The organism is Myxosarcina sp. GI1 (genome assembly GCF_000756305.1).
GTDB lineage: Bacteria > Cyanobacteriota > Cyanobacteriia > Cyanobacteriales > Xenococcaceae > Myxosarcina.
This window is the reverse complement of record NZ_JRFE01000004.1, coordinates 95,093-110,534: the sequence shown is the minus strand read 5'-3', so window position 1 is coordinate 110,534 and position 15,442 is coordinate 95,093. Positions and strand designations below refer to the sequence as shown.

Annotated in this window: 13 protein-coding genes and 1 pseudogene; 9 read left to right on the top strand and 5 right to left on the bottom strand. The window is 41.3% G+C overall.

Going from position 1 to position 15,442, the window contains the following annotated elements:
* Nucleotides 1-1,655: SGNH/GDSL hydrolase family protein (locus KV40_RS01955; RefSeq protein WP_036477429.1), on the top strand; the 1,655-nt coding region annotated here is incomplete at its 5' end.
* Nucleotides 1,656-1,929: 274 nt separating this feature from the next.
* On the opposite strand, the gene KV40_RS01950 is transcribed toward KV40_RS01955, so the two are convergent.
* From KV40_RS01950 to KV40_RS01935, 4 genes are read right to left on the bottom strand one after another with little or no spacing between them, the layout of a single operon-like run.
* Nucleotides 1,930-2,730 (bottom strand): sensor histidine kinase KdpD, encoded by an 801-nt coding sequence (locus KV40_RS01950; RefSeq protein WP_036477426.1) that lies wholly within the window; start codon nt 2,728-2,730, stop codon nt 1,930-1,932.
* Between the two features lie 53 nt (nt 2,731-2,783).
* A complete protein-coding gene (locus KV40_RS01945; RefSeq protein WP_036477423.1) occupies nt 2,784-3,377 on the bottom strand; it encodes an L-threonylcarbamoyladenylate synthase in 594 nt (197 codons plus the stop codon).
* Nucleotides 3,378-3,390: 13 nt separating this feature from the next.
* On the bottom strand, nt 3,391-4,335 hold the full coding sequence (gene prmC, locus KV40_RS01940; RefSeq protein ID WP_081942724.1) for a peptide chain release factor N(5)-glutamine methyltransferase: 945 nt from the start codon (nt 4,333-4,335) through the stop codon (nt 3,391-3,393).
* Nucleotides 4,280-5,047, bottom strand: coding sequence for a Tic22 family protein (locus tag KV40_RS01935; RefSeq protein WP_036477420.1), 768 nt, complete (start codon nt 5,045-5,047; stop codon nt 4,280-4,282). Before KV40_RS01935 ends, prmC begins: the two co-directional genes overlap by 56 nt.
* Before the next feature lie 440 nt (nt 5,048-5,487).
* On the opposite strand from KV40_RS01935, the gene tatC reads away from it, so the two are divergent.
* From tatC to KV40_RS01920, 3 genes are all read left to right on the top strand, one after another.
* A complete protein-coding gene (gene tatC, locus KV40_RS01930) occupies nt 5,488-6,255 on the top strand; it encodes a twin-arginine translocase subunit TatC (RefSeq protein ID WP_036477417.1) in 768 nt (255 codons plus the stop codon).
* A 22-nt stretch (nt 6,256-6,277) separates the two neighbouring features.
* Nucleotides 6,278-7,144 (top strand): alpha/beta hydrolase, encoded by an 867-nt coding sequence (locus KV40_RS01925; RefSeq protein ID WP_036477414.1) that lies wholly within the window; start codon nt 6,278-6,280, stop codon nt 7,142-7,144.
* A gap of 167 nt (nt 7,145-7,311) precedes the next feature.
* On the top strand, nt 7,312-8,457 hold the full coding sequence (locus KV40_RS01920; RefSeq protein WP_036477411.1) for a hypothetical protein: 1,146 nt from the start codon (nt 7,312-7,314) through the stop codon (nt 8,455-8,457).
* Nucleotides 8,458-8,513: 56 nt separating this feature from the next.
* Here KV40_RS01920 and KV40_RS01915 read toward each other — a convergent pair whose 3' ends face one another.
* Nucleotides 8,514-10,145, bottom strand: a complete 1,632-nt coding sequence (locus KV40_RS01915; protein ID WP_036477475.1) for an alpha-D-glucose phosphate-specific phosphoglucomutase — start codon at nt 10,143-10,145, stop codon at nt 8,514-8,516.
* A gap of 223 nt (nt 10,146-10,368) precedes the next feature.
* On the opposite strand from KV40_RS01915, the gene KV40_RS01910 reads away from it, so the two are divergent.
* From KV40_RS01910 to KV40_RS01890, 5 genes and pseudogenes are all read left to right on the top strand, one after another.
* Nucleotides 10,369-10,815 carry a DMT family transporter gene (locus KV40_RS01910; protein ID WP_036477408.1) on the top strand — a complete coding sequence of 149 codons (447 nt, stop codon included), beginning with the start codon at nt 10,369-10,371 and terminating at the stop codon, nt 10,813-10,815.
* Between the two features lie 98 nt (nt 10,816-10,913).
* A complete protein-coding gene (locus KV40_RS01905) occupies nt 10,914-11,306 on the top strand; it encodes a pentapeptide repeat-containing protein (RefSeq protein WP_036477405.1) in 393 nt (130 codons plus the stop codon).
* 317 nt (nt 11,307-11,623) lie between these two features.
* Nucleotides 11,624-12,694: pseudogene (locus tag KV40_RS37175) on the top strand (IS630 family transposase).
* Between the two features lie 39 nt (nt 12,695-12,733).
* Nucleotides 12,734-14,119, top strand: a complete 1,386-nt coding sequence (locus tag KV40_RS01895; RefSeq protein WP_036477403.1) for an ABC transporter substrate-binding protein — start codon at nt 12,734-12,736, stop codon at nt 14,117-14,119.
* Between the two features lie 66 nt (nt 14,120-14,185).
* Nucleotides 14,186-15,403, top strand: a complete 1,218-nt coding sequence (locus KV40_RS01890) for an ATP phosphoribosyltransferase regulatory subunit (protein WP_036477401.1) — start codon at nt 14,186-14,188, stop codon at nt 15,401-15,403.
* Nucleotides 15,404-15,442: the final 39 nt, after the last annotated feature.

Below are 15,442 nucleotides of genomic sequence, written 5' to 3'. Positions count from 1 at the left end.
AGCCACCTGCGGACGACCTACCAGTTCCTGAAGCCGACGCGGGTGTCGATTTGCCCGATAACGCTCAGGCTAACGTCCCCACAAGCGCAGATGAACCTCCAACCGATGTGCCGGGCTTCGATCCGACGATGCCTCCGCCAGATGACTTCAACGCGAACGACTTCGACCCGCTCGACCCCACTTTGCCACAGGGAGTCGAACCAAGCGTGCTGATTCCCGGTCCTGTCGATCCAGTTGCGCCTGTCATTACTGAGAGCAACCCATTTGCCGACTATTTCGATCCATTTTTTGGCGTGTATTTACCGGCTCGTGGCGAAGAGCCAGTACTACCTAACGGCGAGGACGGCTACACGGTTGACGATTTATTCGTGTTTGGCGATCGTCTGACCGAGAACGGCGGCGAGTTTGGTAAGAACGCCGTAGCCAAAAGCACTGGTGCGAACCCACCCTACGACGAAGCACCCTACTCACCGCTTGGCAACTTCACCGACGGCTTGAACTGGACTACTTACCTCGCGCGCGCTTTGGGTGTTGAGGATTCTGCCGAGCAGGACACCAACTTTAGCTACTTAGATGCTACAGCGCGGAATTTGGTCAACCCTGTTGACCCCTTCGGCGAGGCTACTGAATTGAACACCTTCGCAGGTCAGATTAATACCTTCGAGGAAACCTATGGCACGTTTACCGAAGACGATTTAGCGATCGTCAACTTTGGTGGCAACGATCTAACTTTACCGCCAGAGGAAGGGGTAGCCCCAGAGGAGGCTGCCCAGCAATCGATCCAAGCGACCATCGATGGTATTGCCAGCCTGCAAGAGTTGGGTGCCGAGAACTTCCTAGTCGGACTCGTACCGCCAGTCGAACTGGCACCGATCTTCAGCGATCGAGAGTTTCTCGATCTCCTTGGTGTCGAGCCTGGGTTCTTCGAGCCAGTAGTAGAGAACTACAACCAGGGTTTGACGGCTGCGCTGGAGGAATACGAAGCAGAGTCGGGCGCGAACATCGAGATCTTCGACACCAACGCGCTGTTCGATGCCATCGCTGCCGAGCCAGAAGCATACGGCTTCGTCAATGTAGACGAGCCAGTGTTAAGCAGCCAGACACCAGTGAACGGCGAACCAATAAAATACAATGAGGCAATTGTTGGAGAAGATCCAGCAGTGCAGCATTCGACGCTGTTCCTCGACCCTTACTTCCACCCGACCGCACTCGGTCACTCGATCGCCGCCGAGGCTGCCCGCGATGAACTGCTCGATCTAGGCGAGGCTATTTCTGGATCGACACCGAAAGAAACAGGACTGACCATTGAGCTTTACGATGCGGACAAAGATACCTCGATCGCATCTCTTAAAGATGGTATGCAAATTCAGGCAAGCGAAATTGCCGATAAGAATCTGACAATTTCTGCCACAGTCCCAGAAAATAGCAACTACTTTGAGGAGGTGGAGAGCGTATTTCTCAATCTAAATGATGGTCAAGTCACTAAAACAGAGAATTTTGAACCCTATGCTCTATTCGGTGCTGATGGTGGGGAGGATTTTAAAGGAGGAATTGACTTGCAGGGGGAAAACACCATCTCTTTCGATTTATATTCCCAAGATCGGCTTGGCGGCGAAATGCTTGGCAGCATAAATATAGACTTTTCGATTGTCTAAGTATTCCTGAGTTCGACAGTCCGTCGATCGCTAACTCGATCGCCTGAAGGCAAAACTCTGGTTAGGTATTGACGGATTGTCTGCGAGGTATGATTTTTGGGTAATTTATATCAAATCTGATTGCCAAAGTATACTTTTGGGTTTGGGTTTTATCCCAAATCCTGTTTGAATACAACAGTTATAGGTTATGCGAGGCTAGGGGGTAAAAGAGTTTGAGCTTTTTTTAGGTCATAATTGCAAATATTATAGAGCTATGCCAACTCTATTAGACTTCCTAATTGGAATAGTCAATCGCCTTTTTACACGATAAAACTAGACGTGTTAGATATTGACTCGATTGAGATGATAAATCTAATAATTTTAAACTTCCGCCCATAGTTTCCAACAAACTTTGTGACAGCATAAATTTCATTTTGGGGGACAACTTCATTTTGCTGCCGTTAGTATCTATTTCTTTGAGAAGATTGCGATCGCTACAGTTGTTTGTTGTCTCTTTACTATCAAGCCAAAGATTGGCACTACACTGCAAATCAATGTGAATATCGACGAAGTTAGGAACGTTGCTAGCAGTTGTAACCTCAATCTCTCCCCCATCCATTAAGGAAATACCACTATCGATTAAATTGGCAACTAACTGAATTAAACGCGCGCGATCTGCCAATACATAGAGAATAGGATCGGGTTCTGTTACTGTTAGTTTCAAATTACGATTGGCAGCTTGAAGATAAGTCAACTGTCGAACGCAATGAAAAATTTTGGTTAATTGTAGAGTTTCAAAACAAAGACTAGTGCTACCGTGTTCGATTTTAGAAACCGCAACGATTTCATCAATTAATTTCATCAGCTTTAACGCCGACTGATAAGCCTGTTCGATAAATTCTTTTTCTTCTTGAGGGTTTTCACAAAGGTCGGATAAAATTAGCTGATGAATTCCGATTAGGCTACTTAAAGGCGATCGCAATTCATGAGAAGTTCTTGCTAAAAAACTAGCTTTAAATTCGCTCATTTGAGCCGCCATTTGATAGGCTAGCTTTACCTGCTTTAGTTCTTCTTCTAGTTGCTCGTATTTATTCATTTATATCCAGTCTTTATTTGACTCCCCACCATTGTAAACACTAAAAACGAGCTTTAGGTTTCAAACAAAATTTTTCCCTGACGCAGTATGACCCAACTATTGCCCTCCCACTTGGCGACGGTAGAGGGTTGACCGCTACCAATGAGTTCTGTTTGACTATATAAACTGGTTTCTAAAACCAATATTTGGGGAAAAGCCTCCGCAATTGCTGCCATAGTCGTTAATGGCTGTTCCCCAGACAAATTCGCGCTGGTGGTAGCTAAAACGCCCGTTTCTTCTAAGATAGATCTGGCGATCGCGCTATCGGGTATGCGAATCCCCACAGTAGTCGGATCGCCAGTATTAATTACTTTAGGTACTTGTGAAGAGGCTGGTAAAACTAAAGTAACCGCACCTGGAAAATATTTTGCCATTGTCTCCCGCCAAATAGTCAACTCCCGTGACGTACCAGTAATATATGGTAATAGTTGTTGTTCGGATGCTCCCATTAAAATTAGAGGCTTGTGAGCGGGTCGTTGTTTGAGGTCGTAAATTAACTGTCCCAACTCTGGTTTTACTGCCAAAGCTGGTACGGTGTCGGTAGGAAAACTCACTACTTTTCCCGCGATCGCACCAGCAATTAGCTTGGTTTGAGAAACTTCACTCATAAAAAATAAACGTTTAACGACGATAGGCTAGAGCAAAACGCTCGATTCCTGCTAAATCGGGTAATATTTCGATTTTATGATAACTTCCCTGCTGTTTTAGCATCCAAGCTACGGTAGCTGCCTGTCCTACCATCATTTCTACTAACCAAATGCCACCAGAGACTAAATATTGGGGAGCGGTTTCTACTAGCTGACGAATTGCTACCAAACCATCTTCGCCTCCATCCAAAGCCAGATGGGGTTCGTGTTTTACTACTTCTGGCTGGAGGTTGTTTATCTCGGCTGTGGGGATATAAGGTGGATTGGATACCATACCTCTGACTTTACCTTTTAATGCCGTTAGCGGTTGCCACCAGCTACCGTGATAAAACTCAATTCTTTCTGAAAGATTCCATAAGCGAGCGTTGGTTCTGGCAACTTCTAGAGCTTCTTGACTGCAATCGACAGCATGAACTGTAGCGTGAGGAAAACTAGTAGCTAAACCGAGAGCGATCGCTCCGCTACCAGTACCCAAATCTAACCAGTGTTCCGTATCGCCATTGTTGGCATCGATCGCTGCTTTCAATGCTAAATCAATAATTAATTCGGTTTCTGGACGGGGAATTAAGACCGCAGGAGTAACAGTTAACTTAAATTGTCGCCAATAAACAGCACCTACTATGTACTGTACGGGTAGATTGAGTTCCAAACGCTGTTGCCAATATTCAGCTAGTTTGACTAAAGGTAGGCTCGCAGAAATTCGATCTGGAAACGAATTTAAACGCAAAGATAGAGTATCTATGTTGGTAGTTTCACGCAGCAGCCAATCTACTTCCCCAACAGCTATATCTTTAGCGATCGCTTCTTTTAAAGCTCGATCTCGCCAAAGATATAGCTCTTTACCTAAAATCTCAAACCGACTTTTATTCGGCAGGTTGAGCTTCTGGTGCTGGTTGTGCGCCTGGTTCTGGGGCTGCATTATTCTGTAGAAATTGTAAAGATTCAGTAGAGGGTACTAGAACAACTTTATTAAGCATTTCATCGTCACTAGTTTGCAAAGTGGAAATTACACCTTCTAAAGGAACTACTTCAATTTTGACGCTGTTGGCTACCTCAGGCTTTTGTTCTTTAAACTTTGCCACCATGTTTTCTAACTGTTGCTTCTCAAAAAAGAAGGGAATAACCTGCTGGGAATCTCTTTCTATAGTCAAATAACCATCATCTTGTCCGCCTTTGGCAACAAATAAGGGTACTCCCCCCTCATAAGTTTGTCCGCTTTGGTCTAAAACTGTCTTGGCAGAATTTACCGCTTCTTCATCAGGTACATAAGCAAAGTTAAGACCATTTTCTTGACTTTGGTTGGATTCGGCTAACTTGTATACTTCTCCTAGAGAAACAGGAACTACTTTAACTTTGTTGGCTAAATCTGGGTTTTTAGTCTGTAGCTGGCTGACAAAATTGTTAGCCGCCTCCTGACTGATAAACACTCCCGCTACTTTAGCATCGTTTTCTCCAGAAGCTACCAGAGGCGCACCTTGTTCGTCAGCAATGGTAAACACAGGTACGGGATTGAGTTTTTCTAGTACTGTCTCTTCTGGAAGTGCCACAGCCTTTTGCCCTAATGCACCCAAACATAATATGCCAACCGCAAGCGAACCTATGGTTTTGTTCCAACTAGTCAGTGTTTTCATTATTAATTTTTTCCCTTACGCTTTTGTTACTGCTACCCTATTTTGAATATACAATCGTTAATTATTTGATAATAAACAATCTTAAATAAATTCGCCTTCTTTAATCCTATTTTCATCGTTGGTCACTTAAAATAACATTTTTGTCGTATATATGTAAATGTCAAAATCTTTTTGACAGATATTGATTTCCCCTCCACTGCTGTCGTTCCATTGTTCTCACTTGAGATTTTTAGTTTTTCCTCTAGATTCAGAGTCTTCCTCGCAAAATACGGGGGAGTAATTTTTCTGGCAATTATTTTGATTAGTCTACTAGTCAAAATCCTTTTTATTTTTTATCAAACATAACCAAGCCTTACAACACTAAATCGAGAATTGCTATATCTTGTTTGCTTTTAGTTTTTATAATCTTAAGATAGATAAAAAGCTTTATTTAACGCTCTATGTCATCACCCAAGCTAGATACTCCAACTGAAGATAAAAACAGCAATGCTTATTTAGACGAACTTCCCGATGAAGTGGAAATGTCGTTGTTCGACCATTTAGAAGAACTGCGGATGCGCATTTTTTATGCTTTGATTGCAGTCGCAATTGGAGTAGCTGGCTGTTTTGTATTTGTCAGACCGATAGTACGCTGGTTGGAAATTCCAGCACGGGGAGTTAAGTTTCTTCAGCTTGCACCAGGAGAATTCTTTTTTGTTTCGATTAAGGTGGCTGGCTATAGCGGTTTGGTACTATCTACTCCGTTTATTCTCTATCAGGTCGTGCAGTTTGTTTTACCAGGATTGACCAGGAGAGAGCGACGTTTACTCGCTCCCGTTATCTTTGGCTCTAGCATTCTCTTTTTTGCTGGTTTGATTTTTGCCTATGTTGCCTTAATTCCTGCCGCGCTTAATTTCTTTATCAGCTACGGTAGTGATGTGGTCGAGCAGTCTTGGTCGATCGATCGCTATTTTGAATTCGTGTTGCTGCTGCTGTTTAGTACGGGGTTAGCGTTTCAAATTCCCGTAATTCAGCTTATTTTAGGTTTTTTGGGTATTGTTTCTTCCGCTCAAATGATTTCAGGTTGGCGCATTGTGGTTTTAGGTGCTGTCGTATTGGGTGCAATTCTTACTCCTTCAACCGATCCTCTAACTCAGTCTTTGCTTGCTGGTGCGGTATTGGGGTTATATTTTGGCGGTATCGGTGCGGTTAAACTTATTGGTAAGTAAAACCCTCACTTGTTAAATATTTATGCTCAAGATTTTAGGAACCTATAGTAGTAAGTTAATTATTGTTACTGCGGCAATTGTCTTGGGTTTGTATGGATTAGGTTGTTTATGTTTGTGGCTGTTCCAAAATCGCCTGATTTTTTTTCCCGTAAAAGTAATTTCTGAAACTCCCAAACAATATGGGGTACCTTATCGAGATTTATTTATACCAGTTTCTGATACTGGAGAGAAAATAAATGGCTGGCTCTTCCCTGCACCTAAAACCGAACAAAAGTCTAAATGGCTAGTTTATTTTCACGGCAACGGTGACAATATTAGCTGGAATATTCAAAAAGCAATTAAGTTACGCGATTTAGGTTTTTCGGTTTTAATTGTTGACTATCGCGGTTATGGATTTAGCGAGGGGAAGTTTCCGACTGAAAAGACAGTTTACCAAGATGCTGAAGCAGCATGGAACTATTTAACTGAAAAAGAACAAATAAAACCCAGTCAGATTTTAATTTATGGTTTTTCGTTAGGTGGTGCAGTGGCGATCGAACTTGCTAGTAAACATCCCGACGCATTAGGACTAATAGTGGAAAGTTCTTTTACTTCAATTGTGGATATGACGAATAAAACTTCTTTGCCGCCTATTTTTCCCCTCAAACTTTTAGTCAATCAGCACTTTAATTCAATTGCCAAAATTAAATCTTTATCTATGCCCGTTCTATTTATACACGGAACAGAAGATCGCGTAGTACCTTACACCATGAGTAAAGAACTATTTGCTGCTGCTTCAGAACCCAAACAGCTTGTTTTAGTTCCAGATGGCGGACACTATGACTCGGCTTTTCAAGATCATCCGCTTTATTTTCAGTCAATTAAAAATTTTGTGCGTAGTTTTGATTAGACTTTTTGTACAAATCACAATTTACTTTTATTTTACAAAATGGTCATTATGGCAGAGTTTACGATTTAGCAAAATTATAATTAAATTAGTGAGTGCGATCGCAGCGTTTATGTCAGCAAGGAATTAAACTGAAGTTTTAAACATAAATGTAGCTATAGATATTAGTCATGTGGTTAATTGCGGCAGGAACTCTTTTAGAGACTCAAATCGTTTTTCTCAAACCAGTAAAGATAAACGAAAATTTTGCCCTGCCCAATAGCGAACGAGCGATCGCTACAGAATATCGAAAAACCTACATTAGATCTAACGCTTCAAAACGATTTGCCGAGGGAGTTACCCTAAATAACTATTTCCTAAAAACCAGAACTATTCCACTTATCATCACTAAAGATGACTTAGATAATCGAAATAAATATGAATTTACACCAGGAAATACTGCTTGGGAAACTCAAACCAGGATAGGCACAGTTGGTTTAAATGGCGATTTTAACGATCGGGCTCATCTACAAGCAGGACAAGCTTTCTGGAAAAACGATATCGGAGTCGGTGCGTTAAATGGAGTCGGTGCGTTAAATGTCAATGCCAAAATCGATGACCAAACCAGATTTGTCGGTGGTGATGCTAATTTTGCCAGCAAAACTCCTTTGGGCGCACTAAGTATTAATGCTAACTTGAGCGATCGCATTAGTTTTATGGGAGCTAAAGCTGTTTTAGAAAATCAAACACCTATTGGTATTTTGAAGCTCAATGCTAATTTGAGCGATCGCGCCAGCTTTACAGGAGGTAATGCTAATTTAGCCAGCAAAACTCCACTCGGTGCATTAAGTATCAATGCCAATTTGAGCGATCGCGCTAGCTTTACAGGAGGCAATGCTAGCTTGGCAAGCAAAACTCCTCTGGGTTCTTTAAAAGTTAGTGCTAATTTAAGCGATACTGCCAGTTTTATGGGAGGTAATGCCGACTTAACCACTGAAACTAATATTGCTTCGTTTGGTGGTAGTGCCAAAATTGATGACCAAACTAGATTTGTAGGCGGTAGTGCTTTTGTCAAAACTAAAATTTCTTTTGCCTCTTTGGGAGTCAACGGCAACTTTGACGAAGATACCAATTTTACTGGTGGCAGTATTAGTTTGGGTGCAGATACCAAGATAGGCTCTTTGGGAGTTAGTGCTAATGTCGATGACCATACCGACTGGACTAGTAGCAGTGCTTTTTGGAAAACTAAAGCTGGTTATGGTTCGCTAAAGTTAGATGGTAATTTCGATCGTAATGGCAACTTTAAATCTAGTGTGGGTGTTGAAATTCCTTTTTAAAAATTGGCATCAGTTAGAGACTGAAAACGCCTCTAACTAAGTTGAGACTGAAATCATTAGGTAATTACAGTAGGTTCATCTCGCTGAGTATATTCGCGAATTTGGGCGATCTTTTGAGCGATTTCAATCAAAGGTTCTAAAGCCGTCTGGGTTTCGGTATCGTGTTTGCTAGCATCGGGTTCGTAGCTTTCTAGGTACAAACGCAAAGTCGCTCCTTTAGTTCCCGTACCAGATAGACGAAAGATAATCCGCGAACCATCGGTAAAGCCGATTCTGATCCCCTGATTTTTACTAACGCTACCGTCTACAGGGTCGTTATAGCTAAAGTTGTCGGCATAATCTACAGTATAGTTGCCGTAAGTGTTTCCTTTCAGGTCATCGAGCATACCTTGCAATCTCTCAAAAAGTTCGTTGGCGCGTTCTTTGTCTACCTCTTCATAGTCGTGACGGGAATAGTAGTTACGTCCGTAAGTTTTCCAGTGATCGCGAACCAAATCTTCGACTGATTTGCCAGTTGCCGCTAAAATATTTAACCAGAATAATACTGCCCACAGTCCGTCTTTTTCACGCACGTGGTTAGAACCAGTACCAAAACTTTCTTCACCGCACAGGGTGGCGCGATCGGCATCTAACAAATTACCAAAGAATTTCCATCCTGTAGGAGTTTCGTAACATTCTACACCTAGTTTTTCGGCAACCCGATCTACTGCGGCGCTGGTAGGCATCGATCGCGCTACTCCCGAAAGTCCGTCTTTATATCCTGGTACGAGTTTGGCGTTAGCGGTCAATACTGCCAAACTATCGCTGGGAGTAACAAAAAAATTATTGCCTAAAATCATGTTGCGATCGCCGTCGCCATCGGAAGCCGCACCAAAGTCTGGGGCATCGTCACCAAACATAATTTCTACCAGGTCGTGAGCGTAGACTAAGTTGGGGTCGGGATGTCCGCCGCCAAAATCTTCTAAAGGTTCGCTATTTTGCACCGTACCTTGAGGCGCACCCAAACGTTTTTCAAACAGATTTTTAGCATAGGGACCCGTTACGGCGTGCATCGAGTCGATACACATCTGGAAGTCTTGTCTAACTAGCTGCCGAATACTGTCAAAATCGAACAGAGATTCCATCAAACGGGCATAGGGTTCTACGGGATCGATAACTTCTACCCCCATTTCTCCCAGACGCATTACCGTTAGCTTGTCCAAATTAACATCATCGGTTTCTAAGATTTTGTAACTGTCAATTTCTTTAGTGCGATCGTAAATTGCGCTGGTTACTTTTTCTGGTGCGGGACCGCCGTTGGTAACATTGTATTTAACTCCAAAATCGCCATCTGGTCCACCAGGGTTATGACTGGCAGAAAGAATAATACCGCCAAAAGCCTTATATTGGCGAATAATACACGAAGCTGCGGGAGTAGACATAATTCCGCCTTGTCCTACTAAAACTCGACCGATACCATTAGCGGCAGCCATTTTGAGGATAATTTGAATTGCCTGACGATTGTAGTAGCGCCCGTCACCACCTAAAACTATGGTTTGTCCTTCACAGCCCTCTAGGGCATCGAAAATTGCTTGAATGAAGTTTTCTAAGTAATGAGGCTGCTGAAAAACTTCTACAGACTTACGCAGACCAGAGGTTCCTGGTTTTTGGTCGTCAAAGGGAGTGGTAGAAACAGTACGAATATTCATATAACTATTTTCGAGTAAAGCTTTTATTAGCGAGCGTTTGGCTCTATACTTCCTAATTGCAATAATCAAAAGATCGCTGCACTTGCTGTTTGAATACAACAGCATTAAACATTAGGAAAATATAAAGTTAATTTTACAGGTCGAGTGGATCTGGCAGGTTATCAACTGCTACCAATGTTCTTAACCTTGCCTAATACTGTCCCCAATTACTAAAACTTACCTTATGCAATTTATTTATGTTATCTGCGCTATTTTCGCAGGAGTTGCCTTTGCTATCCAACCTTCGGTAAATGGTAAAGTCGCTCAAAGTTTGAATTACCCACTGCAAGCTGCTTTTGTTTCTTTTGCTGTCGGAACTATCTTGCTTGCTGGTATCAATTTACTATTAAACTCCAAGCTTCCTTCTGTAGAGCGGTTATTTTCTATCCCCTGGTGGTTGTGGTTGGGTGGAGGGGCAATTGGAGCATTTGTGGTAACAGCAGCTTTAGTCATTCAACCCCAAATTGGTGCGGGAAGATGGATTTCTTATTATCTTTTCGGACAGTTAGTGATGTCGATGTTGTTGGACCACTTTGGCTGGCTGGGACTGGAAGTTCATCCGATTGGTTGGATGCGATCGCTAGGCGTTTTTTTATTGGTGTTAGGCACAATTTTAATCGCTAATTATTAGTAAATTAACTACTAAGTAATTGAGTTTTTTCTCTAGTTATTCTCGATTGCAGCTTAGTTTGTAAATTGACAAAACTCGATCGCAATTTACTTGAAACTATGAAAGCTGGAGATTTATTAGAACAATTTGCTATAGGAAAACATAACTTTAAAAAGATCGATCTTTATGACTGCGATCTAAGTTGGAAATATTTGGCGAGAATCAATTTAAGTTATGCCAATCTCAGTATTTCAGTTCTTGAAGGCATAGATTTGCCAGCAGCCATATTGATTAAAGCTAATTTATTCCGCGCTGATTTAACTGCTGCCAATTTGTTTCGAGCAAATTTACGTGGTGCAAATTCAAGAGGCGCTGATTTAAGAGGTGCAGATTTGACCAAAGCTAATCTATACGGGGCGGATTTGACTGGTGCTAGTTTTACAGGTGCTGAGCTTAGCGGTGCGATTATGCCAAATGGAACGATAATACCAAAACATAGTATTATTCGATGAAAAAATATGGTTGGGTAAAACGCAGTTAACTATATTGAAAGCTTTATTTTTAAGCAATATTTCTTACTTTTAAGATATTTCACAACGATTGTTTTTATTTTATTGAAAATTTTTGAAATATAAAATGGCAGTGCTTTATAGTACTGTAGCTATAGAAAACTAGTTTCAACTGCTGTAGAACGAAAATACTCAATTTTTTTTTAAATACATAGTTATATAGTGACTATAGCAATCCTAAATCAATTGTGAACAAAAGAAGGAATGAGAAGATGGGTGTGGATAATAAAAGAGAAGCTTAAGTTTGAACAACAACAGAAATGGAATCACTAACCGAATTTATCCAAAGCAGTAGAGAACCCAGAGAACTCAAACGAGCCTTAGCAGTACAAATGGTTCGACAGAATTATCCTTATAGTCAAATCAAAGAGGTCTTAAAAGTTTCAGTTGGTTTTATTAGCACTTATCAGACAAAGTTCAAGAAAGAGGGGATTGAAGGACTAAAGCTAAAGCACAAAGGCTCTCAGGGTTATTTAACTACCAAGCAAAAACAAGAAATTATCGGTTGGCTTCAGCAGAAAAATTATTGGCAGCTATCAGAACTTCAGACCCGAATAGAAGTAAAATACGACGTGGTGTTTGCTAGTCTTCAGAGCTATTACAGTCTATTTCACGAGGCGGGAATTAGTTGGAAAAAAACTCAAAAGTCTAATCCCCGTAAAAATCCTCAGTTAGTGGAGCAAAAAAAACAGAAATTCAACTTTGGTTGGAAGCGAATCGCAACAAAATCGCATCAGGTCAACTAAAAGTTTTTTTTCAAGATGAGTGTCATTTGTTGTGGGGTGATATTTGTGGCGCAGAGCCTCTCGGCTCAAGTCGCGTCTAGCGACGCTTGCAAGCTCTGCTTGCTGCTATGGGGTCAAACCAGCCAAAGAATTAAAGTACCGATAGTCAATGAAAAACAAAAACAGACCTACTATGGAGCAATTGACTTACAGACAAAAAAGATGCTGGTTCAGGCTTTTGAGAAAGGAGAATCCTCATGTACTATAGCTTTTCTCAAATATCTACAATCACAATATCCTCAAAGCCGTATTGCCTTAATTTGGGATGGTGCGAGTTATCATCGTTCTAAAGCAGTAAAAAGTTATCTCCATTCAGTTAATCAAGGACTTGAACCTAAAGAGTGGAAGGTTACTTGTATCCGCTTTGCTCCTAACGCCCCAGAACAGAATCCCATTGAAGATGTGTGGTTGGGCGCAAAACGTTTTGTACGGGAATTTTATTCTATTTGTTCTTCATTGGCGATCGCTAAAAGACTATTTGAATTAGCTACCGAACACCAAATTTTCGATTTTCCCAAACTTTCACTATACGGTTCTTTTTCATGAATCATTTAGGATTGCTATATATGTTTCTAAGCTAAAAAAATGACTAAAAAACCAAGCTACCATTTGGTTCTAGCGATCGCAATTATCGCGCTGGTTATTGCCTGTAATTCCGAGCCTAAATTGCAAAATACGCAAATAGAACAACAGCGATCGCTAGAGCGAGAAAACGGTTTACAAATTTGGTGGGATAAAGGTTATATTGCTGAAGAAGATGAAATTTTGCAGCAAATTGTCGATAACTGGCAACAAAAAAGTGGCGAAAAAGCAAAATTAAGTTTTTATGTCGCCGATGAAATAGCTCAAAAAACACAGAGAGCTATCAAAGCAGGTAATCCACCAGATGTTTTGTTTTCTAGCCGTGCCGAATATCCCTTACTGGCTTTACAAGGAGAACTTGCAGATGTTTCAGATGTAATCGAACCTGTCGAGCAATCGTATACCGATACAGCTAGAAAATCTGCTTATTTATACAATAACGTAGAAAAAAAATACAGTTACTATAGCGTTCCACTTCATCAAGCCACAATTCACATTTTTTATTGGCGAGACTTGTTAGAGCGAGTGGAGAAAAAACCTGATGATATACCACTTGAGTGGAATGAGTTTTGGGATTTTTGGCGAGATGTACATACGAGTATTTATCAAAAACAACCCGAGATCTATGGCTTGGGTATGCCTTTTTCTATAGAAGCTTCTGATACTTATTACTTATTCGAGCAAATTTTAGAAGCGTACAATGTACAAATACTAGACGATTCGGGAAATTTAGCAATCGATAATCCAAAAGTACGTGAAGGTATTATTAATTGTTTGCAATGGTATGCCGATTTTTATTTGCAAGACTATGTTCCTTCTGATGCTATAAATTGGTTAGATCCAGATAACAATCGGAATTTTCTCAACCACAACGTGGTAATGACACCTAATCCCACTCTTTCTATTGCCACTGCACTGCGTTCGGATAAAAAAACTTATTTAAACAAGTTGGGGACTATGGAATTTCCCCATAAACCCGATGGCGATCGCCTCAAACATTTAGTTTCTGTCAGACAAGCCGCAATTTTAAATACAGCAAAGAATCGAGAACTGGCAAAAGATTTTCTTAGTTATCTCATTCAACCAGAGGTGATTAACAATTATCTTAAAAGTGCTGGAGGTAGATATTTACCAGCAATAATTCCTGCAATACAAGATTCTTTCTGGACTAATCCTCAAGATCTCCATATTTCTACTGCAACTAAAACTCTAACCAAAGGTCAAACAAGACTGTTTTATTCCGTTCAAAATCCAATTTACAGTTCGGTATTAGAAGAAAACGTTTGGGGACTGGCACTAAATCGCATAATTGTAGATGGAGTCAGTCCCGAACAGGCAGCAGATGAAGCGATCGCCAGAATTGAAACAATTTTTTCTGAATGGAAGTAAATTTGCAAGTAAAGAGCTAAATTCAGATAAGATGACCGAGTATGTATTTGTTGCTTATATTGACTGATGATCTATCAACCACCTGCTGGAGCCAGAGATTTATTACCTTTAGAAGTAGAGCAAAAACGCTGGATTAACGATCGCCTACAGTCAATATTTCAGCAATGGGGCTATCAACGTATTGTTACTTCTACTCTCGAATGGCTCGATACTCTAACTGCTGGCGGCTCGATTAAACCTTCTACCGTAATTCAAGTCTTAAATGAGTCGGAAAAAACTTTAGGATTGCGCCCCGAATTAACTGCTTCAATTGCCCGCGCTGCCGTAACCCGTATGGCAGGCGATACTTATCCCCAAAGACTTTGCTATCGCGCTAATGTCTTTCGCAATTCTCCCCACGGCGATCGCGGTCGTCAACTAGAATTTTATCAGGCTGGAGTAGAGCTACTGTTTGCTGGCGGTATTTTAGCCGATGCCGAAATAATTTTACTGTTAGCAGACTGCTTGCAAAGTTTGGGCATCAAAGACTGGTCGATTCTTTTAGGAGAAGCAGAATTGACGCGATCGCTACTGGCGGTTTTTCCTCAGCAATTCAGACAGCAGGTAGGTCGCTGTATTGCTAATTTAGACCGCATTGCTTTGCAAAATTTGCCTCTCGAACCAGAATTAAAAGCGAGAGCTTTGTGGTTATTTGACTTAAGAGGCAAACCAGAAACTGTCTTAGCCAAAGTTGCCAGTTTGGATTTAGATGATGCGGCGAGAGTAACTGTAGAAAATCTCAAGTCATTAATCGAACTACTGCAAGAGAGCAGTTCTCAACCTTTGCCTTTAGTTCTCGATCTCAGTTTGCTACAGACCTTTGATTACTATACGGGAATTATTTTTAAAGCCGTTAGCTTTCAAGATTCCCAATCCTATATTTTGGGTGAAGGAGGGCGTTACGATCGCCTGTTAGAGCTATATCACCCTCAAGGAAAAAGCTCTCCAGGTGTAGGTTTTTCTTTTAATATCGAAGACTTACATTCTTGTCTGCTTTCTACTACCATGCTGCCCCAGCAAACTCCAGCGATCGATTGGCTGGTAATACCCGAAACTACAGAGGCGCGTGTTTTTGCCTTGCAATATGCTCGCAAACTACGCCAGCAAGAACATTTGGTTAGAGTCGAAGTCGATCTGGGTGGGCGTTCTCCAGACCAAATCAGAACCTATGCCCGTACCTGTCATATTCAGGGTTTAGTTTGGATACAAGCAGATGGTAATAGTCACAAAGAAACGATCGATTAGACACCAGAATCTTAACACCAGACATTTAAATGTATAGCG

Bases quoted from the DNA above. Each gene is read 5' to 3' on its own strand.
- KV40_RS01950 (WP_036477426.1), bottom strand. From the start codon at position 2,730: ATGAATAAATACGAGCAACTAGAAGAAGAACTAAAGCAGGTAAAGCTA.
- KV40_RS01945 (WP_036477423.1), bottom strand. From the start codon at position 3,377: ATGAGTGAAGTTTCTCAAACCAAGCTAATTGCTGGTGCGATCGCGGGA.
- prmC (WP_081942724.1), bottom strand. From the start codon at position 4,335: ATGCAGCCCCAGAACCAGGCGCACAACCAGCACCAGAAGCTCAACCTG.
- KV40_RS01935 (WP_036477420.1), bottom strand. From the start codon at position 5,047: ATGAAAACACTGACTAGTTGGAACAAAACCATAGGTTCGCTTGCGGTT.
- tatC (WP_036477417.1), top strand. From the start codon at position 5,488: ATGTCATCACCCAAGCTAGATACTCCAACTGAAGATAAAAACAGCAAT.
- KV40_RS01925 (WP_036477414.1), top strand. From the start codon at position 6,278: ATGCTCAAGATTTTAGGAACCTATAGTAGTAAGTTAATTATTGTTACT.
- KV40_RS01920 (WP_036477411.1), top strand. From the start codon at position 7,312: ATGTGGTTAATTGCGGCAGGAACTCTTTTAGAGACTCAAATCGTTTTT.
- KV40_RS01915 (WP_036477475.1), bottom strand. From the start codon at position 10,145: ATGAATATTCGTACTGTTTCTACCACTCCCTTTGACGACCAAAAACCA.
- KV40_RS01910 (WP_036477408.1), top strand. From the start codon at position 10,369: ATGCAATTTATTTATGTTATCTGCGCTATTTTCGCAGGAGTTGCCTTT.
- KV40_RS01905 (WP_036477405.1), top strand. From the start codon at position 10,914: ATGAAAGCTGGAGATTTATTAGAACAATTTGCTATAGGAAAACATAAC.
- KV40_RS01895 (WP_036477403.1), top strand. From the start codon at position 12,734: ATGACTAAAAAACCAAGCTACCATTTGGTTCTAGCGATCGCAATTATC.
- KV40_RS01890 (WP_036477401.1), top strand. From the start codon at position 14,186: ATGATCTATCAACCACCTGCTGGAGCCAGAGATTTATTACCTTTAGAA.